This is a genomic window from Rhodococcus sp. NPDC127593, from assembly GCF_042671975.1.
Taxonomy (GTDB): domain Bacteria; phylum Actinomycetota; class Actinomycetes; order Mycobacteriales; family Mycobacteriaceae; genus Rhodococcus_F.
In genome coordinates this window covers 135891-158022 of the sequence record NZ_JBHXWI010000015.1, presented here as the reverse complement: position 1 = coordinate 158022, position 22132 = coordinate 135891, and the positions used below count along the sequence as shown (strand labels likewise).

The 22132-nt window shown below is 68.0% G+C and carries 18 protein-coding genes; 12 read left to right on the top strand and 6 right to left on the bottom strand.

All coding sequences use genetic code 11. The features are described 5' to 3' along the window. Positions 1-7: 7 nt before the first annotated feature. From ACFVJ3_RS16605 to ACFVJ3_RS16595, 3 genes are read right to left on the bottom strand one after another with little or no spacing between them, the layout of a single operon-like run. The gene (locus ACFVJ3_RS16605; RefSeq protein ID WP_378453066.1) at positions 8-1072 is read right to left on the bottom strand and encodes an extracellular solute-binding protein; all 1065 of its coding nucleotides are present in this window, start codon (positions 1070-1072) and stop codon (positions 8-10) included. A gap of 5 nt (positions 1073-1077) precedes the next feature. After that, on the bottom strand, positions 1078-1965 hold the full coding sequence (locus tag ACFVJ3_RS16600) for an amidohydrolase family protein (RefSeq protein WP_378453065.1): 888 nt from the start codon (positions 1963-1965) through the stop codon (positions 1078-1080). Positions 1966-2016: 51 nt separating this feature from the next. Next, positions 2017-2922 carry a hypothetical protein gene (locus ACFVJ3_RS16595; RefSeq protein ID WP_378453064.1) on the bottom strand — a complete coding sequence of 302 codons (906 nt, stop codon included), beginning with the start codon at positions 2920-2922 and terminating at the stop codon, positions 2017-2019. Between the two features lie 573 nt (positions 2923-3495). On the opposite strand from ACFVJ3_RS16595, the gene ACFVJ3_RS16590 reads away from it, so the two are divergent. The 8 genes from ACFVJ3_RS16590 to ACFVJ3_RS16555 all read left to right on the top strand — a co-directional run bounded on the left by ACFVJ3_RS16590 (position 3496) and on the right by ACFVJ3_RS16555 (position 11850). Then, a complete protein-coding gene (locus tag ACFVJ3_RS16590) occupies positions 3496-4071 on the top strand; it encodes an SRPBCC family protein (protein WP_378453063.1) in 576 nt (191 codons plus the stop codon). Beyond that, positions 4055-4909, top strand: coding sequence for an HpcH/HpaI aldolase/citrate lyase family protein (locus ACFVJ3_RS16585; RefSeq protein WP_378453062.1), 855 nt, complete (start codon positions 4055-4057; stop codon positions 4907-4909). The genes ACFVJ3_RS16590 and ACFVJ3_RS16585 overlap by 17 nt, the downstream gene beginning before the upstream one ends. Positions 4910-4940: 31 nt before the next feature. Next, positions 4941-5999, top strand: coding sequence for an amidohydrolase family protein (locus tag ACFVJ3_RS16580; RefSeq protein WP_378453061.1), 1059 nt, complete (start codon positions 4941-4943; stop codon positions 5997-5999). Then, positions 5996-7648, top strand: coding sequence for a thiamine pyrophosphate-binding protein (locus ACFVJ3_RS16575; protein WP_378453060.1), 1653 nt, complete (start codon positions 5996-5998; stop codon positions 7646-7648). Before ACFVJ3_RS16580 ends, ACFVJ3_RS16575 begins: the two co-directional genes overlap by 4 nt. 41 nt (positions 7649-7689) lie before the next feature. Next, entirely contained in the window at positions 7690-8571 is an 882-nt protein-coding gene (locus ACFVJ3_RS16570) for a hypothetical protein (protein WP_378453059.1), read from the top strand. A gap of 34 nt (positions 8572-8605) precedes the next feature. Continuing rightward, complete coding sequence (locus ACFVJ3_RS16565; RefSeq protein WP_378453058.1) at positions 8606-9586, top strand: 4,5-dihydroxyphthalate decarboxylase; 981 nt, start codon at positions 8606-8608, stop codon at positions 9584-9586. A gap of 32 nt (positions 9587-9618) precedes the next feature. Next, entirely contained in the window at positions 9619-10470 is an 852-nt protein-coding gene (locus ACFVJ3_RS16560) for an amidohydrolase family protein (protein ID WP_378453057.1), read from the top strand. Between the two features lie 165 nt (positions 10471-10635). Further along, complete coding sequence (locus tag ACFVJ3_RS16555; protein ID WP_378453056.1) at positions 10636-11850, top strand: MFS transporter; 1215 nt, start codon at positions 10636-10638, stop codon at positions 11848-11850. An 18-nt stretch (positions 11851-11868) separates the two neighbouring features. Here the strand turns inward: ACFVJ3_RS16555 and ACFVJ3_RS16550 are convergent, their stop codons facing one another. Beyond that, positions 11869-15132 (bottom strand): protein kinase, encoded by a 3264-nt coding sequence (locus ACFVJ3_RS16550; RefSeq protein ID WP_378453055.1) that lies wholly within the window; start codon positions 15130-15132, stop codon positions 11869-11871. Positions 15133-15323: 191 nt separating this feature from the next. Next, a complete protein-coding gene (locus ACFVJ3_RS16545) occupies positions 15324-16355 on the bottom strand; it encodes a LacI family DNA-binding transcriptional regulator (RefSeq protein ID WP_378453054.1) in 1032 nt (343 codons plus the stop codon). 166 nt (positions 16356-16521) lie between these two features. On the opposite strand from ACFVJ3_RS16545, the gene ACFVJ3_RS16540 reads away from it, so the two are divergent. From ACFVJ3_RS16540 to ACFVJ3_RS16525, 4 genes are all read left to right on the top strand, one after another. Then, complete coding sequence (locus ACFVJ3_RS16540) at positions 16522-17949, top strand: purine-cytosine permease family protein (RefSeq protein WP_378453053.1); 1428 nt, start codon at positions 16522-16524, stop codon at positions 17947-17949. Between the two features lie 59 nt (positions 17950-18008). After that, complete coding sequence (locus ACFVJ3_RS16535; RefSeq protein ID WP_378453052.1) at positions 18009-19109, top strand: C45 family autoproteolytic acyltransferase/hydolase; 1101 nt, start codon at positions 18009-18011, stop codon at positions 19107-19109. Between the two features lie 107 nt (positions 19110-19216). After that, a complete protein-coding gene (locus tag ACFVJ3_RS16530) occupies positions 19217-19639 on the top strand; it encodes a YciI family protein (protein WP_378453051.1) in 423 nt (140 codons plus the stop codon). Beyond that, a complete protein-coding gene (locus tag ACFVJ3_RS16525; RefSeq protein ID WP_378453050.1) occupies positions 19612-20940 on the top strand; it encodes an RNA polymerase sigma factor in 1329 nt (442 codons plus the stop codon). Before ACFVJ3_RS16530 ends, ACFVJ3_RS16525 begins: the two co-directional genes overlap by 28 nt. Here the strand turns inward: ACFVJ3_RS16525 and ACFVJ3_RS16520 are convergent. Further along, positions 20929-22122 carry a serine hydrolase domain-containing protein gene (locus ACFVJ3_RS16520; protein ID WP_378453049.1) on the bottom strand — a complete coding sequence of 398 codons (1194 nt, stop codon included), beginning with the start codon at positions 22120-22122 and terminating at the stop codon, positions 20929-20931. The two genes, ACFVJ3_RS16525 and ACFVJ3_RS16520, sit on opposite strands and share 12 nt — an antisense overlap. Positions 22123-22132: the final 10 nt, after the last annotated feature.

Here is a 22132-nt window from a genome sequence, read left to right as displayed (position 1 = left end):
GGGGCCGTCAGTTGACGTCGGTGCCCAAGGCCTCTTCGACCTCGGGGAAGTAATCCGAGAACTGCTCGTACTGCTCGAGGTTGGTTTCGCCGAACCACTCGACGCCGACTGCACACAGGGCGCCGATGACACGGTTGGTTGCGGCGTCCGTGCAGTCCGTGTTGGTGGGGATGGCCGAGTTGTACGTGTCGACCAGGGCGGACTGGCCCTCTTCCGAGGCGAGGAAGGCGGTCAGCAGGCGACCTGCGGCCGGATGCGGGGCGCCCTCGGCCACGAACAGGTAGGACTTGTTGGCGTTTGTGGGGCCCACCGGTGCGACGGCGACCGGCGCGCCCTTGGCCTGGTCGTCCAGCACGAGGTTGATCAGATCGGTGCCGACCGGTGTCTGGCCGGAGACGACGAGTGTGTGGGCCTGCGTGGTGTTCTCGGTGTAGTGGGGCTGCTGCTGGGCCAGTCGGGAGCTGTAGTCGAGACCGGCGGCGGTGCCGAGGGCCGGGTCCTGAGCCCACACGGTCATGAAGGACCCGCGCGCCTCGACGCTGAGCTTTCCTCCATCCCAACGGGGATCGAGCAGGTCGTCCCAGCTCGCGGGCGCATCGCCGGCGGCCAGGGCGTCGGTGTTGTATGCCCAGACCTTCGGGACGGCCCAGACGTAGACGAAGTCATCGGCGAAGATCTGATCGCCGGGCACCTCGTAGGACGCCCAGTCGACCTTCGCTGCCAAGGACTGCGACGGCAGCACGGTGAGCCCACCTGCGTTGGAGACATCGAAGGTCACGCGCTCGGCGGCCTGCTCCACATTGAGCTGGGTGACGAGGTCCGGAGCCTTCTTGTTCGTGTAGCTGACTTCGATCCCGGGGTACTTCTTCTCGAAGGCCTCGATGGCCGGCTTCATCTGCGCCTCTGGTTTCGGCGCGTACCAGACGACCTCCCCTTCGGCCTTGGCCGCCTGGTACAGCTCATCGAGGTTCTTGGTGTCCGGAACGGCGGGAGGACCGCCGCAGGCGGACAAGGCGACGGCAACCGCCATGACCGAGGCGGTCAGACAGAACTTGCGCCGGATTCGAGTCATGGCAATCAACATTCCTTCGCGCCGGGGATAACGGCGCCGGCCGGGGCGAGCCCGTACAGCCGGCCGGCGGTGCCGCCGGCGATCAGTTCCAGCTGCGTGTCGTCGAGCGAGGGCAGTTGCGTCTTGATGAGGTCGTGAAGTTCGGACAACGATCCGGCCGAGGCGGGGAAATTCGAACCCCACATGACGTTGGCTGCGCCGAACTTCTCGATCAGCGTGCGGACCACCGGTGCCGCGGATCCGCTCTCGCGCTGCGCACGCAGGACGGCGGGCGGCGTGAGCTTGATGAAGACCCGGCCGGTCTCGTCGAGCTGGGGAACTCCGGCGGTGCTCGGGTACGGCGCGGCGTCGTCCAGCTGGGGCCGGCCCGCGTGGTCGAGGATCGCGGTCAGTCCCGGGTACTGCTGGAGGAGTCCGGCGAGGATGGGAGCGTGCTTGGCATGCATCTGGATGCAGACCGGCACCCGGCGATCGGACAGGAACTGCCAGACGGGCGCCATGCGCTCGTCGTCCAGGCCGCGGCCGGGCGTCGGGACGGCCGTCGTCCCGTCGGCGGCGCGGATGCGGACTCCCGAGAAGCCCCGCTCGTCGATCCAGTGGTGGAGGTCGTCGACCACCTTCGGGGAGAGGAAGTCCACCGAGCAGACCCCGCTGATGCGGTCGGCGTGCCGGGTGAGCTGGTCGGCGACGTAGCTGTTGTCGAATCCGTAGACCGTGGAGGCCTGGACGACGACGAGGTGGTCGACGGCGGCGGCGTCAGCCGCGCGCAGGAGACCGTCGATGTCGGTGGGCCGTTCCTGGGACCAGGTGGAGCGGTGGCCGCCGAGAGGGTCTGCGGGATAGGAATCGGTGTCGGGCGAGATGATGTGGGTGTGTGTGTCGACGGTGAACATCAATACCTCACGGCTGGTAGGTGGCGGGGCGGGCGTGCGGGCGGGGTGCGTTCATGCAAGATCGCCGAGGTGCCGGGTGAAATCGTCGAGGAGTTCGGCCACTGTCACCGGCGTGCGGATGACGTTCTGCTGCAGGGCGTAGTCGATCGCGATCTGCAGACCGGCGACGAGCTCGTCGGTTACCCCGAACCGGAGGGCGCGTACGCGGGGTCCGGGCGCGGTATCGGCTGCCTTGCGCGCCTCGATCTCGGCGCCGAAAGCCTGGTAGAGCGCTGAAACCGTCTGCGGCTCGGCTTCGAGGAGGTCCCTCCGGACGGTGAGCATGTGATTGATCGGCACGGTCTGGTGCCGGGCGCCCCACGCCTCCTCGGCCTCCCGCCAATTCGGGATGATCGGGACCAGCGGTCCCTGCGCGCCGTCGAGCGCCGGCGGACCGAGAACGGCGGCCACCACGTCGCCGCGCTCGAGCACGTCGAGCACCTTGCCGGTCGTGCGTTCGACGTTCGGCGGCTCGACGTAGCTGGCGACGTGCGGCTCTTCGGTGGTGACCCAGGTGACTTCCTTGGCGTCCACGCCGAACTCCTCGTGCAGGATGCCGCGGACCCACAGCCCGGTGGTCTGGCTGTACGCCCGGACGCCGACCCGCCGCCCTGCCAGATCTGCCGGGTTGATTTCGGCCGAACCGGGCCAGCGGGTGAGCGAGTGGTGGTGGAAGTCGCCACTCAGTACCACCGGCAGGAGTGCGATCGGGGCACCGGCTTCGCGGGCCTGCAGGAAGGTGGCGATGGCCAATTCGCTGGCGTCGTAGCGGAGTTCACGCACCATGGGGGCGAATGCCTTGTAGATCGGATCCGACGCCGCGAGCTCGACGGCGCGCCCTGCGACGGTGAAGCCTGGGTCGGTGAGGAACGCGGTGTGCGGGTAGGACTTCGCTGCGATGGACAAGGTTTGGGGCATGAAAACGACTCCTCTGTTGCGTCCGAGCCCGGGGGGAGGGAGTGCGTGCACGGTGCCGGTGCACTGATGCTGATCCTCAACCGGAGGGCGGACCACCAATATTGTCTTACGGTTTCGCCCAATTTACGCGTGTGACGGGCCCAACACAAGGCCCATGGACGTGGATCGTCTAACAATTTTCCCCGAACTGCGTCCGAGGAGCTACGACGACTTACTCTGCGACCGCGGTTTCCACCGGGCGCGCCGCTCCCACGGTCCGCCGAGTCACCGCTCACAAGAATTGTTGTACAAGATTGTCGGGCCGCACCGAGCGCGAGACCCAAACTGTCGAGCTGTACACGACTCTTGCTGAGTGCCATGGGGCGCTGCTACTGTGTGCCACAGAGAGTTGTTAAACAATCTGAGGCCGCGTCGCCAGGAGACTCGGATGACGCCAACGCAACTCGGCGGCCGGCCTGCACTCCGCCACCAGCGGGGCGCCCGTGACATCAGCTCGCTGATCGAGTCTCGCGAGTTCCCAAGCTCCACAACGATTTGTGGAGGTGTTCCAGATCGCCAAGCGAGGACACAGTTGTGATAAAGATCGACGAAGAGATCGCCGTACCCGCACCACCGGAGCGGGTGTGGGAGGTCATTTCCGACCCCACTGAAGTGGTGTCGTGCATCAATGGAGCCGAACTCGGCCAGTTCCACGACGACGGCTCCTTCGACGGCACGCTGGTCGTGAAGTTCAGCGCGATCCGGGTGCGGTTCGGTGCCCGGATGTCGCTCGACCTCGATGAACCCGAGCGGGAGGGACGGCTGTCCGCCCGCGGACGGGACGGGCAGGGCGCGACCCGGTTCACCGCGCACGCCACCTTCCGGATCACCGAGGACAACGCGGCCGGCGGTGCCCGAGTGCATGTGGCCGGTGAGGTGAGCCTCGCGGGCAAGCTCGCGTCGCTGATCGAGGCGGGCGCCGGGGCTGTGGTTTCCCGGATGACCCAGGAGTTCACGGACGAGCTGGTGCGCCGGTGCGCCGGCGACACAGTGGTCACGCCGGCGCCCGGCCGTCCCACCCTGTGGGCACGCGTACGCGCCTGGTGGCACAGGACCATTCACAAGCGACAGAGCGAGCAGATCGGAGTGGCAAGTGGCAAGACTCAATAGCGTGATCGGTGCCCTGGAATCGGGGCAGCACGCCTTCGCGGCGTTTGCTTCGCCCGAACCGGCCGCGGCGCTCGACTTCGCGACGTCCGACTACGACGGTCTGGTGTTCGAGTCCGAGCACAAGCCGTGGGACGCAACGACGTTGCGGGACAGCCTGCAGTACCTGCTCAACCGGCGACGGATATTCGAAGCCGGCACGCTCGCCCCGTCGCCCACGCCCCTCGTCCGCGTGCCCGTCAACGGAGCCGAACACGGGCAGTGGCACGCGAAGCAGGCCCTCGACCTCGGAGCGTACGGAATCGTGTGGCCGCACATCAGCCGGGTCGAGGAGGCGCGCAACGCGGTCGCGGCGTGCCGCTACCCACGATTGCCCGGCGCGGACCGGTTCGAGCCGGCGGGTCTGCGCGGCGATGCACCCGCGGCCGCCGCGCGGTACTGGGGTCTGTCGAACGACGAGTATTACGCCAAGGCCGACGTGTGGCCGCTCGCCCCGGACGGCGAGATCCTCGTCGTGATCCAGATCGAGGATCAGCTCGGGATCGAGAACCTCCCGGCGATCCTCGACGAGGTGCCCGGCATCGGTCTCATCCTCATCGGTGAGGGCGATCTCAGCCAGGAACTGGGCGTGCCCCGCCAGCTGGACCACCCATTGATGGTCGAGGCCAGGAGCCGGATCGTGAAGATCTGTCACGAACACGGAGTCGTGGTCGGCCACCCGCACGTGACTACGAGCAACGTCGAGCAGGTGCTCGACGAGGGCTACCGCTTCCTCATGTCCGCGCCGGTACGCAGCTATCCCGGCCTGGAACTGGGCCGCAAACTCACCGGTCGCTCCTGACCCCGAACACCACACCTGGAGAAAAACCTTCATGATCATCGACTGTCACGGCCACTTCACGACCGCGCCGCCCGCGCTCGGACAGTGGCGCGAGCGCCAGATCAAGGCGTTCGAGGATTCGGGCGCGCGAGTTTCCCCCGACGAGTTGCACATCGGCGACGACGAGATCAAGGCCGCGATCGAACAGGGCCAGCTCAAGCTCCAGCTCGAACGCGGCACCGATCTCACACTCTTTTCGCCCGGCGCGGGAAAGATGGCCCACCACTACGGCGACGAGCAGACCAGCCTGGTCTGGTCGCAGGTCAGCAACGACCTCATCGCCCGGGTGTGCGGCCTGTTCCCGGACCGTTTTGCCGCGGTGTGCCAGCTTCCGCAGTCTCCCGGTGACGCGCTGGCCTCCTCCATCCGCCTGTCGTCCGAAGAACTCGAGCGCTGCGTCGAGGAACTCGGATTCGTCGGCTGCCTGCTCAACCCGGACCCGTCCGACGGGTACTGGCAGGCACCGCCGCTGACCGACCGGATCTACTACCCGCTCTACGAGAAGATGGTGGAGCTGGATGTGCCCACGATGGTCCACGTCGCGATGTCACGCAACCCCGCCATCCAGGGCACCTGCGCGCACTACCTCAACGGCGACACCGCGGCCTTCATGCAGCTGTGCCAGTCGGACCTGTTCACCGACTTCCCGACACTGCGGCTGATCCTGCCGCACGGCGGCGGCGCGGTCCCCTATCACTGGGGCCGCTACCGCGGGATGATGCAGGACCAAGGCCGGCCACCCCTGCAGGAATCGTTGCTGCACAACGTTTTCTTCGACACCTGCGTCTACCACAAACGGGGCCTCGAACTGCTCACCGACATCATCCCCGCCGAGAACGTGCTGTTCGCCTCCGAGATGATCGGCGCCGTCCGCGGTGTCGACCCGGAAACCGGGCACCGCTTCGACGACACCAAGGCGCTGCTGGACTCCATCGACTCCATCAGCGACGACGACCGGCAGGCGATCTACGGCGGCAATGCGCTGAAGGTGTTCCCGCGCCTGGCGAGCCGCGTTGCCAACCACGACAAGCAAAAGGAGATCGCGCGGTGAAGGTCTACGAAGCGCTCGCAGCAGCGTTCGCCGCCGAGGGCACCACGGATGTGTTCGGCATGATGGGCGACGCCAACATGCACTGGATGAACGCGCTGGCCAGTCGCGGAACGCGCCTGTACGAGGTGCGCCACGAGGGTGCGGGACTGAGCATGGCGCACGGGTACGCCCGCGCATCCGGCCGGCCCGGCGTCGTGACGACGACCAGCGGCCCCGGTACCGCGCAGCTGGCAACGTCGATGATCGTGGCGAGCCGGGCACGCATCCCGCTGGTCGCGTTCTGCGGGGAGACGCCGTTGGGTGACACCGGCGCCGTCCAGTACCTCGACCAGCAACGGTTCGCCGCCGCGATCGAGTGCGAATTCCTCCAGGTGACCAAGGCCGAGTCGGCCGCAGAAGTGGTGCAGCGCGCCTTCTACCTGGCTCGCACCCAATCCCGGCCGGTGATGATCAGCGCACCCTTCGACGTGCAGCTGCAGGAGTTCGAGGACGACATGCCGTACGTCCCGTCCACCGAGCTGCTCCGCACCCCCAAGCTGCTGCCGCACCCGACCCAGATCCAGCAGGCGTGCGAAATCATCGGGGCGAGCAAACGAGTCGTGATCGTCGCCGGACGAGGCGCCCGCAACGCGGACGCGGGCGAGCAGGTCCTCGCACTCCAGCGTCGCACCGGCGCCCTACTCGCCACCACGCTGCAGGCCAAGAACTGGCTGAGCGCCGAAACCGAGTACCACGTGGGGATCGCGGGCCTGTTCGGCAGCAGGCTCGCGATGGAGCTGCTGCAGGAGGCCGACTGCGTGGTGTCGGTGGGCGCGAGCCTCAACCACTACACCATCGAGAGCGGGTACCTGTTCCCGGAAGCGAAGTTCATCCAGATCGACACCGCGCCGCACCTGGTGATGGGCAACGGTCAGGTCGCCGACTGCTACATGCAGGCCGACGCGGTCACCGCCCTCGACGCCCTGACAGGCGCGCTGGGGGTTCGCGGTATCGAGGTGGAAGGCTTCCACACCCCCGAGGTGCACAGCCGGCTCACGGCCCCGCTGATCGACCCGGCCGAGTTCCGCAGTGAGGCTGGCCTGCTCGACCCGCGCGAGGCGATCTCGGTGCTCGACGCCGAACTTCCCGGCGAGATCGGGCTGGTGCTCGGCAGCGGACACCAGACGGACTTCGGCACGATGCTCTTCCAGCGCTCCCGCGAGATCACCTCGAACTACGGCATGTTCGGCGCCATCGGTCAGGCCCCGCTGCTGACCATCGGCACCGTCGTCGCCAACGGCGGCAAGCCGACGTTCGTGGTCGAAGGCGACGCGAGTTTCCTGATGCACCTGTCGGAGTTCGAGACCGCCTGCCGCTACGGGCTACCGGTGCTCGTCGTCGTCATGAACGACCAAGCCCTCGGCGCCGAGTACCACAAGGCGAAGGCCAAGGGCCTCGATCCCGAGCTCGCCGTAATCCCCACCCCCGAATTGGGCACGGTGGGCCAGGCCCTCGGCGGCGGCGGCGCGACAGTCCGCACAACCGACGAATTGCGCGCCGCGCTGGCCGAATACGTCCGCAACCCGCGGCCCACCATCATCGACGTTCGCATCACCCGCGACGTGCTCAGCGTGCCCTACCGCCGCATCCAGTACGGCGACGACGTGTGACCGCGGACAGTGCTGACCACCAACGACAAGAGGAGTCGGAAATGAAGATCGTACTGGGCCGGGACGACCTCGCCGCCGCGGCCGTCGAGGGGGCCGCAGCCGCCGGTGCCACACCCGAACGTGTCGACGTGCGGCCCGTGCACAAGGCATCACGCGGTTTCGTGAACGACGCAGCGGCGGACGTCTGCGAGCTGGCCGTGGTGACACTGCTGCAGGCCGCCGCCCACGACAAGCCGGTGGCGCTGCTGCCGGTCACCATGCTCGGCCGCTACCAGCACCAAACCCTGGTGACCATGGGCGATCTGAGCGTCGACGATGTGCGCGGCAAGAGCATCGGCGTGCGCTCGTGGAGCCAGACCACCGGGGTATGGCTGCGCGGATTCCTCAGCGAGCAGTACGGCATCGATCTGACCGAAATCAACTGGCAGACATACGAAGGCGGACACGTCGACGGGGCCACCGATCCGGCATGGGTCACGCGCGCACCCGAAGGCGCCAAACTGCAGGCCGACTTCCTCGAAGGCCGGCTCGACTACGGGATCATGGGTAACGAACTGCCCTCCGACGACCGGATCCGCACCGCCATTCCCCACGCGCTCGCGGTCGCGGCCGAATGGGCCGCGCGCAAGGGATTCGCTCCCATCAACCACGTGGTCGGGTTCAGCGCGGCGGCGGCGAACGAGGACCCGAAGGCCGTGCTCGCGGTCTACGACGCATTGGCCGCGGCCACTGCGGCCGACGGCCCGACGGCGGGTCCGGTGGATCTGAGCCCCGTCGGGTTCGACGGTCTGCGCGGGCCCGTCACCGACGCTTCTCGTTACGCCTACGAGCAGGGGCTGCTGCCGCGCCGGGTCGAGTTCGACGAACTCGTCGACCGCACCTGCGCCGCGCTCGGGGTCGCCGCGTCGCGGCTCGGCGGCTGAACTACTCGTTCCTTCTGAACACGAAAGGCTGAACATGAATACGCTTTCGGTCGCACTCGGGGACTACCCGCACGTGCAGGCGTTGCTGGGTGGCGACGTCGCGGTGGACGGCTACACAGTGGAACCCGTCGAGGTCAGCCCGATCATCGGCGCCTACCGGCGGATGATCCGCGACCTCGAATTCGACGTGTGCGAACTCGCGCCGACCTCCTACCTGATGGCACTGCAGGCCGGGGTTCCGCTCACCGGGATCCCCGTCTTCCTCAACCGCCGCTTCCACCACGCCGACGTGCAGTGCGGTTCGGCATCGGGAATTCGATTCCCCGCCGACCTGAAGGGCACACGAATCGGTGTCCGGGCTTACACGGTGACCACCGGGGTGTGGATGCGCGGCATCCTGCGCGACGAGTACGACCTCGACATCGACACGGTCAAGTGGGTCGTGGACGACGACGACCACATCGAAGGCCGTGCCCCGGCGAACGTCGAGCGCGTCACCGACGGCCGCTCGCTCGGCGAGTTGCTGCGTGCCGACGAGATCGACGCCGCGTTCAGCGGCAACGCCGGCACCGGACGGGCGGGGGCGCCGCGGGCGGGGTGGTCGGCGGCGGCCGAGCAACCCGCGGCCGACGACGGGCCGTACCCCTTGTTCCCCGACCACGAGGTGCTCGCCACCGACTGGTACCTGCGCACCGGGATCTATCCGCTGCACTCGGTGATCGCTATCCGACGTGACCTCGTCGAGCGTGATCCCGGGTTGCCCACCGCGCTCTACGCCGCATTCGCCGAGAGCAAACGCCGGCAGATCGAGGCCGATCCACAGTGGTCGGCGCTGCCGCGGCTGGGCAAGCAGGCCAGGCAGATCCGAAGCGACCCGATCCCCTACGGCCTGCACGCCAACGACGCGAGCGTGCGAGCGCTCGTGAAGTTCTCGCGGGACCAGGGCCTGCTCGATCCGGACTTCTCCGCCGATCCCGCCCTGCTGTTCGCCAAGGGCGACTACCCGGACGCCTGAGCCGGGCCCACCAACCGAGAAAGGTCCAGACCATGGACATCGTCGACACCCACTGCCACATCATCACCGACGACGTGACCCGCTACCCGCGGGCCCCGATCGGCGGGAAGCAGTCCGGCTGGGCCACCACCCGGCCGGTCACCGCGGACGGCATGGCCGAGCGCATGGACGAAGCCGGGATCGGTCAGGCCGTGCTGGTGCAGGCCACCACCGCCTACGGCTACGACAATTCCTATGTGCTCGACAGCCGGGCGCAGCGGCCGGACCGGTTCATCGCGGTCGGCACAGTGGACCCGTTGCGGCCCGACGCCGCCGACAACCTCGAGGCGGTGGCCGGCGACGGTGGCCTCGCCGGGGTGCGGCTGTTCACCAGCGGAAGCACGGTGCCCACCCAGGGCGAGTGGTTCGCCGCGCCGGAGACTTATCCCTTCTGGGACAAGGCCACCGAGCTCGGGGTCACGGTGTGCCTGCAGATGCGGCTCGGACCGGCGACCGAGCAAGTGCACCAGCTGCTGCACCGGTTCCCCTCGGTCCGCGTGCTGCTCGACCACATGGGTTACCCCGACATCGCGGCCTCGCCCACCGACGCCGGCGAAGCGGTGGCGGAGCTGGCCGTCCATCCTGGCCTGCACCTCAAGCTGACCCACCGCAACCTCGAACCTCTCCACGACGCCGGCGAAAAGGCCTCTGGTTTCCTTGATCCGGTGCTCGCGGCGTTCGGAGCGCACCGGATCGCGTGGGGTTCCAACCTGCCCGCCGCCGAACAGTCGCTGCCTGAACTCGTCGCCCTCGCCCACAAGGTACTGGCCGACGTACCCGAGCCCGAACGCCGCGAAATCTTCGCGGGCACCGCGCGACGGCTGTATCCCAGCCTGGCCGGATAGGACGCTGGCAGAGCTGATATATAGGTCGAGCCCCCCACGTGCGTGCCGTCCGCTGCCGATGTCCGCCGAAATCCGGCGGACGGCACGCATTTCCACAGCTCCACCCCTGACAGAGGTGATCACCACGAGCAACCATGAACCAGAGCCCGGCCCCGGGATGGGCCGATGACCATTCTCTCCGGCCTCCGCGGGCAGACCTTCGCGTCCCTCCGCAGCACCAACTTCCGCCGTTACATCACCGGTCAGGCAATTTCCCAAGCCGGCAAGTGGATGCAAACCATCGCCCAATCGTGGCTTGTCCTCGAGCTCTCCGACTCCGCCACCGCGATCGGCGTGGTGATGGCGTTGCAGACCGTGCCCATGCTCCTCGTCGCCCCGTATGGCGGGGTAGTTGCCGATCGACTCGACAAGCGGCGCCTGATGGTTGCCCTGCAGACACTGATGGGCGTGCAAGCACTGATCATGGGAATTCTCACCGTCACCGGAACAGTCCGGCTCTGGCACGTCTACGTTCTCGCGCTCGTCCTCGGCCTGAACCAGTGCTTCGAAAACCCGACACGCCAATCGTTCCTGCTCGAGATGGTCGAGGCCGATCACCTCCGCAACGCCGTCAGCCTGCAATCGGTGCTCAACTCGACGGCCCGGATGATCGGGCCCGCCGCCGCCGGACTCGTCATCGCCGCCGGCGGTGTCGGTCTGTGTTTCCTTCTCAACGCTGCAAGTTTCGTGGCGGTCGTCGCCTCCCTCCTCGCCCTCGACGTCGCACAGCTGAACCCGTCCCCACCGACGGCCCGGGCCCGCGGTCAGCTCCGCGAAGGACTCGTGTACGTCCGACGCTCCCCGCAGCTGGCCGTGCCGTTGACCATGATGGCCCTGATCGGCTGTTTCGCCCTCGAGTTCCCGGTGGTTCTGCCCGTGATCGCCGACCAGACCTTCGACGCCGGGCCGGGGGCATACGGCTTCATCACGGCCGCGATGGGTGCAGGATCGGTGGTGAGCGGACTCGCCGTCGCAGCCTGGGGCCGCACCGGGACCCGGCCGCTCGTGTTCACGGCAATCGCTTTCGGCGCCCTCCTCCTCGTCGCCGCCCTCGCCCCAAATCTGTGGGTCATGCTTGTAGTCATGGCCTGTGTGGGAGCATGCAGCGTCGCCTTCACCTCCACGACCAACAGCACGCTGCAACTCGCCGCCGCAGCGACCACACGCGGGCGGGTGATGGCCTTGTTCGGCATGGCGTTCATCGGATCCACAGCAGTAGGCGGACCTATCGTCGGATGGGTGTGTCAGCAATGGGGCGGCCGCGCAGGACTACTCCTCGGGGCCATTGCCTGTCTCGTCGCCGCAGCCATCGCAGCACCGCGTCTCAGAGAATCGCGGTAGTCGAGCCCTACCTGGTACCTAGTCGTGCGCCTGCTCCACGACCCAGGCTGCGACCTGTGTCCGGGAGGTGAAACCCAGTTTGGCCAGGATGTGCTCCACGTGCCCTTGCGCGGTACGGGGTGAGATCACCAGGCGGTCGGCGATGGCGTGGTTCGTCAGGCCTTCGGCGATCAGGTCGGCCACTTGGCGTTCCCTCTTGGTCAGTCGCGGCGACGCGCCGGTGGCCGGCGTGGAGGCGGCGGGCTGTTGCTCGTGGAGGGCGTAGGCGATTGCCGCATCGAAGTTCAGGCTTCGGCCCTTGCGGTAGGCCTCCTCGAATACTTTGCCTCCGAGTCGTTTCCGAGCTTCCTGGTCGCAGTTCTGTTGATATACAAAAAGATTGGAATGTATGACCACGGCACTGCCCACCGACCGCGCCAGCCCTTCCGCGGCTCCCATCAGCAGTGCGGCCCGAGCTGCATCGCGCCGCTCGCACGCGATCCAGGCAAGCGCCTCGAGGCAGGCTGCGGCGAAGCGGGGGCTGCGCACTTGCCGGGTCAGCTCCAGCGATTGGTCGAGAAGCCGGATCGCGCGATCGGCGTCACCCTGCTGCCAGACCGCAATTCCCAGGGCCCACAGCGAATGCGATCGATACACCTTCTCGCCGTGCATTTCCGTGATTGCGAGAACACGCTCGAGGCTTTCGACAGCCTGCTCCGTCGAGCCGGACAGTCCATAGGTCGTCCCCAACAGGTAGAGGGCGCTGGTTTCGAGTGTGCGTTCCCCACGTTCGCGGAACTCTGCGAGCGCGGTGTCGAGGCGAGAGCGGGCCCGTTCGAGATCACCGTTGTAGAGCGCCAGCGTGCCGTCGGCGTCGGCGACGAGAGCGCGCATCATCGGATCACTCGTGCGGGCGGTGAGAGTCCGCGCCTCCGCCACGAGCGCGGCCCCGGACTCGAGATCCCCTTGTACGTCGGCCATCACGCTGGCGCAGTAGAGCGCCTTGATCCGGTCGACGGTCGGTTCGACGGGGTAACGAGCCAACAGGTGGTCCAGCCAGCGCCGGCCCTCGTTGTAGAGGCCTTGGGATGTCCAGAACCAGCGGAGTGCGGCGGCGGTGCGCAGGCCGGCGGCGGGGTCGTCGTCGATGCCGAATTCGAGGGCCTCCCGCAGATTCGGCTGTTCCCGCTTCAGCCGGGCGATCCAGTCGAGCTGACGGGCGCTGATCCACTCGGCCTCCGCATCGAGCGCCAACGCCTCGTACCAGTCCCGGTGTCGGCGACGCAAAGCCAAAGCCTCACCGGTCTGCGTGAGCTTCTCGAAGCCGTACTCGCGGAGGGTCTCGAGCATCCGGAACCGCACCACCGACCCGTACTCCTCCCGGATCAGGATCGACTTCTCCACCAAAGACGTCAGCGTGTCGAGCAACTCGCCCGGGTCGAGGTCGGCGCCGCACACCCGCTCCGCGGCATCGAGTTCGAAGCTCCCCGCGAACACCGCCACCCGCCCCCACACCAGTTGTTCACCTGCGGTGCACAACTCGAAGCTCCAATCGATACACAACCGCAGGGTCTGCTGCCGCGTCGGCGCACCCCGGCTGCCACGGGTCAGCAGGGCGTAGCGGTCGGTCAGCCGCCCCAGGATCTGCTCGGGCGACATCGCTCGCAACCGCGCCGCCGCCAACTCGATCGGCAGCGGCAACCCGTCGAGCCGGTGACAAATTCCCGCCACCGCCGCCGCGTTCTCCTCGGTGAGCGCGAACCCCGGAACCGCGGCAGCGCCGCGTTCGACGAACAACGACACCGCATCGTATTTGGGCAACCCGCGCAGGGAGGGCTTCCGCTCGGGATCCGGGACGGCCAGCGGGGGGACCCGCAGCACCGCCTCCCCACCGAGGCCCAGGGGTTCGCGACTGGTGGCGAGAATCCGCAGCCGCGGACAGGTGTACAACAGGGGGCCGGCGAGTTCGGCGACCGCGTCCACCATGTGCTCGCAATTGTCGAAGATCAACAGCACCTGTCGCGGTGCAAGGAACTCGATCAGCACCTCCCGCAGCGGCCTCGCCGAGTGGTCCCGCAATCCCAGTGCGCCCGCGATGGCGTCGACCAGCGACGACTCGTCGCGCAGTTCGCCCAACTCGACCAGGCGCACACCGTCGTCGTACTCGCGCTGCACAGCCGGCGCGATCCGCATCGCCAGCCGCGTCTTGCCGACACCCCCGATCCCGGTCAACGTCACCAGCCGGGACCCGGCCAGCAGGTTCTTCGCCTCGGTGAGCTCGTGCCGGCGGCCGACGAAACTGGTCAGTTCCAGGGGAAGATTCCCCGTCGCGCCCGGAGTGGAGGTACCTGCGCGACCCGGTCGTACGTCTTGGCTTCTCCGGTTGTTGCCCTGTGTGCCGGGTTCGGCTCGTAGGGGCATCTCGTCGACCAGGAAGCCGTGGGCGCGTTGCAGGCCTCGCAGTTCCTCCCCGAAGTCGGCGGCAGTGGCCGGGCGCTGACCGGGCTCACGGGACATCGCACGGGCGACAACAGCGGACACGTCGTCGGGGATTTCGTGCTCACGCAGATCGGGCGCCTCCGTTGTGGTGATCCGCAGAAACTGCGCGACCACCTGCTCACCGCTGCGACGTTCGAACGCGGCATGCCCGGTGAGGGCGCTGAACAAGGTGGCGCCGAGGCCGTAGACGTCGGCCGCCGGAGCCGGTGGGTCCCCTGCGAGCACCTCCGGCGCGGTGTAGGCGGGCGACCCGGTGACGGCACCGGTGGCGGTCTCGAAGCCGCCGCTGATGTGCGCGATGCCGAAATCGGCCAACTCCGGCTCGCCGTAATCGGTGAGCAGGATGTTCGCGGGTTTGACGTCCCGATGCAGGACACCCAGTCGGTGCGCCGACTCCAGAGCGCCCGCGATCTTCACCCCGAGCCTCAACGCCTCCTCCACCGACAGCGGACCGTGGCGGCGGATCCGCACGTCGAGGGAATCCTGCGAGTGGTACGGCATCACGATGTAGGGACGGCCGCTGTCGGTGGCGCCGACCTGCAGAATGTTGACGATGTTCGGGTGCCCGGTCAGCCGCCCCATCGCCCGCTGCTCCCTAAAGAATCGGGCCCGGTTCTCCTCGTCGAGTTCCACGGTGAGCACCTTCACCGCCACCGTGCGATCCAGGTCCGCCTGCGTGCATCGGTAGACCACGCCGAAACCGCCGCGGCCGATCTCCTGAACGTCAGCGAAACCAGCTCCACCCAGTTCGGCGGCCGGGGTCGGCGGGTACCTCTGAGTGTCGAGCGGATCACCTTCACCCATCGAACGGTCTACTCACTCCGCCGGCTCGTGGTTCCGCACACTGGTCCCGACGACACAACCAGCGCAGATACAACCGTGGACTCACCTCTCGATAGCGTCCTGTCGAGGATATCGCTAACGCCGTCCCACATCCGGAGTTGAGCATCGGTCGCGGCACGGCGACCGCCGAGCAGCACAGCGAGGACACGCCGTCACCGGCGTGACGCCCGGGTGGAGCCCCGGACGACGAGGCGTCCGTGGAGGTGCCCTGGTGGGACCGGCCGGTCCAGGTTGTCGAGGCGGTTGACCAGCAGCGTGACGGCTACGCGGGCAAGGTGTTCGGGCTGTAGGTCCACCGAGGTGATGGGGGGCACGGCGGATCTTGTGTGCTCCGAGTCGGAGCCGCCGACGATCTGCACGTCGCCGGGGACGTCGAGCCCTCGTTCCCGGACCCGCGCGAGCACCCCGGCCGCGTGCCGGCCGGTGAGGCAATACACCGCGTCGGGTGGGTCGTTCCGGTCGAACAGTTCGTCCGCGGCTTCGCGTCCGCCGGCCTCGCCGGTGGTCTCGGGCCGGATGGCGACCAGGGCGTCCTGACCGCGCGTCGCTGCCCACTCGCGGTAGGCGGCCTCGGCGCCCAGGTTCCACGAATTGGAATCGGTGCCGGCAACGAGAGCCACTCGTGTCGCCCCCGCATCCTCGAGGTGCCGCAGCACTCGGCCGGTCATGAGTTCGGTGTCGGTGTCGAGCCAGGCGTCGTAGTCGGCCCTCGCCGGATCCCTGCCGACGGACAGGAACGGCACGCCTTCCCCGAGGAGCATCTCGATGAGGGGGTCATTCGTGACAGGTTCCGTGATCAGGAACCCGTCACAGGCGAGGGCGGCGGCGGGTGACTCGTCGCGCGTCGGATCGGACACCAGCATGAGCCCGTATCCGAAATCCATCGCGGCCAGAGCCGCCGAACCCGCGAACCGCAGGAAGTAGTCGACACCCTCTGGGAGAGACGAATCCAGTGTCTCGAGTGGCCGGAGCACGAGGGCGAGCACGCCGAGACGGTTGCTCCGCAGGCCCCTCGCCACCACGTCCGGCCGGTAGCCCAGCGACTTGGCGGCCGAGCGGACACGCTCACGCGTCGCAGTGGCGACGACGCCTTTGCCGCTGAACGTGTGCGACACCGTCGTGGTCGACACCCCCGCATGCCGTGCCACGTCGGCGATGGTGGGCCTCGACCGCTTCTCCGTCACGCACCCAGGCTACCAACACCGCAACCTGCACCAAATCGATTTGCAAATTGCCTCGCGCAACTCTTGTCCAAATCGATTTGGTTCCGTACGGTGACCGGGGTCACGCCACAGATCGGCGATTGCGCCCACCAGCCGCACATCCGTGCTCATCTATCCGGAGGACCCCATGGCATCGACAAAAGCAGATCCGCGTGCGGCGACGCCCGGCGCAACGACGCCGGCCGACCGCGCCGGGCGGGTGGAGACACACGGCATCGACTTCATCCCCGACAGCGAACGGCACGGCCGCGCCCGGGACCTGTTCGCGGTGTGGGCGGCGCCCAACGTGAGCTACCTGGCCCTGGTCGTCGGCGGCGCACTGATCCTGATGGGCCTGTCCTTCTGGCAGGCGCTGGCGGTGATAGTGGTCGGCAACCTGTTCTCGATCCTCACCGGGATCGTGGCCGCCAGCGGACCCGCGTCGGGCACGCCCAGCGAGGTGATCACGCGGGCGATCTTCGGCATCCGCGGCAACCGCGTGAACATTCTCGTGACCAGTTGGTTCATCAGCGTCTGCTACCTGGCGCTGAACTGGGCGGCCGCGTCCTACACGGCCTTCCGGCTCGTCGAACGGTTCGGGATCGACGCGACCACCCCCGTCAAGGTCGTCATCATCCTGGCGATCGCCGCCGTCACGCTGGCCATCGGCGTGTACGGGCACGCCACGATCGTGCGGCTCTACCAGCCGCTGGCCCTGGTGCTGACGTTGATCTTCGTGGTGATGGCCGGATACGTCCTCGGCAACGCCGACTGGGGCTACCAGCCTGCGGAGGCACTCCACGGAATCGGCCTGTGGGCGACGGTCGCCGCGGGTGTGTCGATCGTGGCGTCGGCTCCGCTGTCCTACACCAACAGCGCGGACTTCGCCCGCTACCTGCCGACCACCACGTCACCGTTCTCGGTCACCGCGTGGACGGCGCTCGGCGCGTTCGTCCCCAGCGTGCTGTTCACCGCGCTCGGCGCACTGGCTGGCACCGGACTCGACATGGCCGACCCGCAGATCGCACTCGAGACCATTCTCCCGGCGTGGTTCACGCCGATCTTCCTGCTCGCCGTCATCTTCGGCACCATTGCCAACAACGCGATGACCGCGTACAGCTCCGGACTCGCCCTGCAATCGGCCGGCCTGCGCCTGCGCCGTTCGCGCAGCGTCCTCCTCGACGGCTCGATGGGTGTGGCCATGACGCTGTACGCCCTGCTCGTCTCCAACTTCCTCGACACCGTCAGCAACATGATGCAGCTCGTCGTGACCGTGATGGGGCCCGTCATGGCCGTGTACGTCGCCGACGTCCTGTTACGCCGCAACCGCTACGACGGCGTCGAGCTCGGCAACGAAACCAGCAGCAGCCCCTACTGGTACAGCGGTGGAATCAACTGGGCGGGAACGGTGGCCGTCTTCACCGGCATCACCGCGGCCGCGCTCTGCGTCGCCGCCCCGATCTACACCGGTCCGGTCGCGAACGCCGTCGGCGGCGTGGACCTGTCGCTGCCGGTCGGGTTGATCGTCTCCGCAGCACTGTACGTCGCGCTGATGCGCTCGTACCGAACCCGCTGATCGACTGTGATCGGCCGGCACACAGCACTATTCGCACCAGCACCACAACGAGGACTCCGATGACCGAGACCAGCACTGTCCACACCCACGTCTGCGTGGACGACACACGGCCGCGCGAACGCGGCATCGCCCGCGGCACGCAGCTGCGCACCGACCTCCCCGCGTCCGTGGAACTGTATCTGCGCCTGTTCGACACGGTCGGTGTGAGCGAGTCCCGGACCCGCGACAGCGCGCACCGCCTCGCGGATGTGCTGGCGGCGTGGGGACCCCGGTACCTCGAGGAGATCGAGGGCATCGCTGCCGGTGCCGGCCTCGAGCCCTGGCACGTGATGGCTCTGAACGGCCGGACGGAGATCCTGTCCCAGGCGACCGGGGCCCGTCCCGGCGAGTGCTCCACGATCGCGTACGCACCCGCGGATCGTCCGTCGGCGCCGTTCGGTGTCCAGACCTGGGACTGGCACGAGGAACTGGACCCGTACTGGCACACCCATCAGGTGCGCGGAACCCGCCACAGCTACGTCGGGCTGACCGAGCACGGCATCCTCGGCAAGATCGGGATGAACAGCGCAGGTCTCGGCGTCTTCTTCAACATCCTCGGCCACCGCGACGACGCACCGGCCGGGGTGCCCGTGCACGTTCTGTCGGCGGCGGTCCTCGGTGAAGCCGGAACTGTCGACGAAGCCCTCGAGCTGCTGCGTTCGGCACCGATCGCGACCTCGGGCGCATTGACCCTGATCGACCCCGACACCGTCGCGTGTGCCGAGGTCAGCCCCGTCGGCGTCGCGACGCTCCGCCCGAGCGACGGATTCTTGACGCACACCAACCACTTCCTCGACCCGGCCAACGCCGCCCGCGAGAAGACCGGTCTGTACGAGCCTGATTCGCAGGACCGCTACGGCCTGATCGCCTCCCGGCAGCAGCGGTACGCCGAGCCGACCGTCGCCGATCACCTCGTCGAGTACCTGTACTCCGATCCCGGACAGCCGCAGCTGTGCTGCGTCCCCGCGCCGGACGCCGTGTTCGGTCAGCGCTGGGCCACCCTCGCGACAGTGCTGCTCGAACCCGAGCACCGCCGAGCCCGCATCCTCGCCGGCACCCCGCTCGATGCCCGCCGAAGGTCGTGGACCACGCTCGACGCCGCCTGCGTCGTAAACGGGTGACGTCGGTCGAAAAAGAATTTCGCGAGTGTGTCGATCCATGTCACTCCCCGTTCGACCTGAGGATGAGAAGGTCCAAGAGGGACCCCGACATCCAAGGAGACGGAACCATGAAGTACATGCTGATCATGCGCGCCACCGACGAAACCTTCGCGGCGTTCCAGGACATCGACTTCACCGAGATCATGGACTCGATGGGCAAGTTCAACGACGAGATGATCCGCGCCGGCGTGCTGCTCGCCGCCGAGGGCCTGGACCCCGACCCCGAATCGGGTGTGGTGGTCGACTACTCCTCCGAGACGCCTGTGGTGACCGACGGCCCCTACGGCGAGACGAAGGAGTTGTTCGGCGGCTTCTGGATGCTCAACGTGGCGTCGAAGGAGGAGGCCATCGAGTGGGCCAAGCGTGCCCCGATGGCCGGTCCCGGTTCCAAGGCGGAGATCCGCCGGGTCGCCACGATCGACGAGTTCCCGCAGGACAACGAATGGGTCCAGAAGGAGCGGGCGTGGCGCGAAGAGACCGGCCAGCTCTGAGCGGGTCGACGGGTGACGGCCACACCGGGCGTGAGGCCGTCGCCGCCGTCTGGCGGATCGAGTCGGCGCGGATCGTCGGTGCGCTCGCGCGGTACACCGGCGATTTCGCGCTGGCCGAGGACCTCGCCCAGGAGGCGCTGGCCGAGGCACTCGTGAGCTGGCCACGCGACGGCATCCCCCACAACCCCGCGGGATGGTTGCTCACCGTCGGCCGGCGCCGGGCGATCGACGCGTTCCGCAGGCGCTCCGCCCTCGACGAGAGGTACGCCGTCCTCGCTCACGACCTGGGCGAGGGCGGTGCCGTCTCGGGGAGCGGGCCCGCCGATCCGGCCAAGGGCACCGGGGATGTGCTGTGGGATCCGGACCAGATCGACGACGACATGCTTGCGTTGATGTTCATCTCCTGCCACCCCGTGCTGTCGCGGGAGGCGAGAGTCGCGCTCACCCTGCGGGTGGTCGGCGGTCTGACGAGCGACGAGATCGCGAAGGTGTTCCTCGTCCCGACCGCGACAGTGCAGGCCCGGATCACCCGGGCTAAGAAAACCCTCGGGGCGGCCCGGGTGCCGTTCGACGTGCCGCCTGCCGGAGAGCGGACCGAGCGACTCGGCTCGGTGCTCAGCGTGATCTATCTGATCTTCACCGAAGGGTCCTCGGCCAGCTCGGGTGACGACCTGATCCGCCTCGACCTCGCGAGCGAAGCGCAGCGCCTCGCCCGGGTGCTGACCCGGCTCGTGCCCGACGAGCCCGAGGTCCACGGCCTGCTGGCGCTGCTCGAACTGACCGCGGCACGGTTCCCGGCCCGCACCGGTGCGGACGGCGATCCGGTGCTGCTCGAGCACCAGGACCGCCGCCGCTGGGACCGCACCGCGATCCGCCGGGGCCGAGCCGCCCTCGCCCGCGCGGAACAGGCCGGCCGGGGGCTGGGCGCCTACGGCCTGCAGGCGGCGATCGCCGAATGCCATGCCGTCGCGCCGTCGGTCGACGCGACGAACTGGGAGCGGATCGTCCTCATCTACGAGGCACTCGGCCGGCTCGCACCGTCACCGGTGGTCGACCTCAACCGGGCGGTGGCGGTCTCCATGGCCCAGGGACCGGCCGCGGCGCTGCCGATCGTGGACGAGCTGGTGGCCGCCCAGGCGCTGTCGAACTCGCACCTGCTGCCGAGCGTTCGCGGCGAACTGCTCACCCGACTTGGACGCACCGACGAGGCGCGCACCGAACTCGAGGCGGCCGTGAAGCTGTGCGGCAACGAGCGCGAGCGGACGGTGCTCGAACGGAAGCTCGCCGACCTAGACGGGTGATGCGAGCGGGGCGTGCCGGTACGCCGCCGTCTCGAAGTCCAGGTAGCCGCCGAACGACACGGGGTCGGCGAACGGCAGGACCTGGGTGGCCCAGTACCCGGCGATTCCGTTGCGACGATCGATCCAGTAGTACGAGTTGGCGAGCCCGGCCCACCCGAGCGACCCGCGGGGCCTGCCGGTGGGTGCGTCCTCTTCGTTCACCATGAACGTGTAGGCCCACGACTTGCGCTGTCCGGGAAAGAATTCGGCGTCGTTCGTAAGGGAGGGAATCACACCCTGCAGCATCCCGACCTCTTGCCCCTCGAGGCCGTTGCACACGGCCGCCTGCACGGTGTCGGCCCGCAGGACTCGCCCACCGGGCGCGTCTCCGTCGTTCAGCCACATCCGCAGGAACTTCAGGTAGTCCCCCACCGTCGAGTAGAGGCCGTGCCCGCCCATGTGAATCTCGGGATCCTGCGGCAGCACCAGATCCAACGGAGTGAGTCGGCCGTCCTCCTCCCGCTGGTGGATGCTCGCGCGCCGGGCCGCCATCGATCCGGTCAGGGTGAAGGACGTGTCGTGCATGTCCAGGGGCGCGAACACCCGCTCGGCCATCACTTCGCCGAGGCGCTTGCCACGGATCGCCTCGACTACCTGACCGGCCCAGTCTATGTTCGTCCCGTACTGCCACTTCGCGCCCGGATCGAAGAGCAACGGTGTCCTCAGCGACGCCCGGGTCGCGGTGATCACGCCGGGCTGATCGTGCTCGACACCCAACCGGTTGTAGGTCTCGTCGAAGAAGTCGTATCCGAACCCGGCGGTGTGCAACAACAGCATCCGCGTGGTGATGTCCCGCTTCGGCGCCCTCAGCACCGGATCGCCGTGGTCGTCGAATCCCTCGATGACCTGGATGTCGCCGAGCTCCGGAACGTATTCCCGGGCGGGCGCGTCGAGGTCGAGCAGACCCTCTTCGACGCATTGCAGCACCGTGGTCCCGGTGATCGCCTTGGTGGTGGAGAAGATCGCGAACACGGTGTCGGCGGTCATCGGCTCGCGGTCGGCCAAGGACCGCACCCCGGCGGCACCCTCGAACACCATGCGGTCGCGATCGGTCACCATCGCCACCACTCCGGGCACCCTCGGCGCGTCTTCCTCGGTCACGCTGTCGAGAACCTTGCCGAGCGCGGCGTTGAGATCGGACATCCCACTCTCC

Excerpts from the sequence above, each read along its gene's own strand:
- ACFVJ3_RS16555 (WP_378453056.1), top strand. The coding sequence starts at position 10,636 with ATGACCATTCTCTCCGGCCTCCGCGGGCAGACCTTCGCGTCCCTCCGC.
- ACFVJ3_RS16520 (WP_378453049.1), bottom strand. The coding sequence starts at position 22,122 with ATGTCCGATCTCAACGCCGCGCTCGGCAAGGTTCTCGACAGCGTGACC.
- ACFVJ3_RS16600 (WP_378453065.1), bottom strand. The coding sequence starts at position 1,965 with ATGTTCACCGTCGACACACACACCCACATCATCTCGCCCGACACCGAT.
- ACFVJ3_RS16565 (WP_378453058.1), top strand. The coding sequence starts at position 8,606 with ATGAATACGCTTTCGGTCGCACTCGGGGACTACCCGCACGTGCAGGCG.
- ACFVJ3_RS16580 (WP_378453061.1), top strand. The coding sequence starts at position 4,941 with ATGATCATCGACTGTCACGGCCACTTCACGACCGCGCCGCCCGCGCTC.
- ACFVJ3_RS16535 (WP_378453052.1), top strand. The coding sequence starts at position 18,009 with ATGACCGAGACCAGCACTGTCCACACCCACGTCTGCGTGGACGACACA.
- ACFVJ3_RS16560 (WP_378453057.1), top strand. The coding sequence starts at position 9,619 with ATGGACATCGTCGACACCCACTGCCACATCATCACCGACGACGTGACC.
- ACFVJ3_RS16595 (WP_378453064.1), bottom strand. The coding sequence starts at position 2,922 with ATGCCCCAAACCTTGTCCATCGCAGCGAAGTCCTACCCGCACACCGCG.
- ACFVJ3_RS16530 (WP_378453051.1), top strand. The coding sequence starts at position 19,217 with ATGAAGTACATGCTGATCATGCGCGCCACCGACGAAACCTTCGCGGCG.
- ACFVJ3_RS16550 (WP_378453055.1), bottom strand. The coding sequence starts at position 15,132 with ATGGGTGAAGGTGATCCGCTCGACACTCAGAGGTACCCGCCGACCCCG.
- ACFVJ3_RS16570 (WP_378453059.1), top strand. The coding sequence starts at position 7,690 with ATGAAGATCGTACTGGGCCGGGACGACCTCGCCGCCGCGGCCGTCGAG.
- ACFVJ3_RS16605 (WP_378453066.1), bottom strand. The coding sequence starts at position 1,072 with ATGACTCGAATCCGGCGCAAGTTCTGTCTGACCGCCTCGGTCATGGCG.
- ACFVJ3_RS16540 (WP_378453053.1), top strand. The coding sequence starts at position 16,522 with ATGGCATCGACAAAAGCAGATCCGCGTGCGGCGACGCCCGGCGCAACG.